General features: G+C 39.5%; 1 protein-coding gene. It reads left to right on the top strand.

Going from position 1 to position 664, the window contains the following annotated elements; translation table 11 throughout:
- Positions 1–664: RNA-guided endonuclease TnpB family protein (locus tag C3B52_RS35725; protein ID WP_164685091.1), on the top strand; the 664-nt coding region annotated here is incomplete at both ends.

Raw genomic sequence — 664 nt, forward strand, 5'->3', positions numbered from 1 at the left:
TACCACGATTGCTCTGCAATGTTAACGCAACTTAAAAAAGAAATCGAATGGTTGAAAGAAGTGGATTCAACTGCCCTTCAATCCACATTGAATGATTTGGATTTCTCGTACAAAAAGTTCTTCAAAGAGAAAAAGGGGTATCCGAAATTCAAGAGTAAGAAGAATCCTAAACAGTCCTATACATGCAAAATGAACATCAAAGTGGAAGGGAATCGTATCAAACTTCCTAAACTTGGATGGGTTGCGTTTGCAAAATCACGAGAAATCGACGGACGTATCCTGTCAGCTACAATTAGACGCAATCCTTCGGGAAAATATTTTGTGTCTGTTCTTTGCGAAACAGAAGTTTTGTTGCTACCACAAGTGGAGCAGACTGTAGGGATTGACCTTGGAATCAAGAATTTCGCCATTCTCTCTACTGGTGAAAAGGTGGAGAATCCCAAATACTACCGTAAGTATGAAAAACAACTGGCGAAGTGGCAACGAATTCAATCTCGCAGACAAAAAGGTAGTAAAAACCGAAATAAAGCACGTATGAAAGTAGCTCGGCTTCATGAAAAAATCGCAAATACCCGCAACGATTTTCTTCATAAGCTGTCAACCAAGCTGATCAACGAAAACCAAGTGATCTGTTTAGAGGACTTGCAAGTAGAAAATATGGTCA

This window comes from Brevibacillus reuszeri, assembly GCF_002897295.1.
GTDB classification, from domain to species: domain Bacteria; phylum Bacillota; class Bacilli; order Brevibacillales; family Brevibacillaceae; genus Brevibacillus; species Brevibacillus reuszeri_A.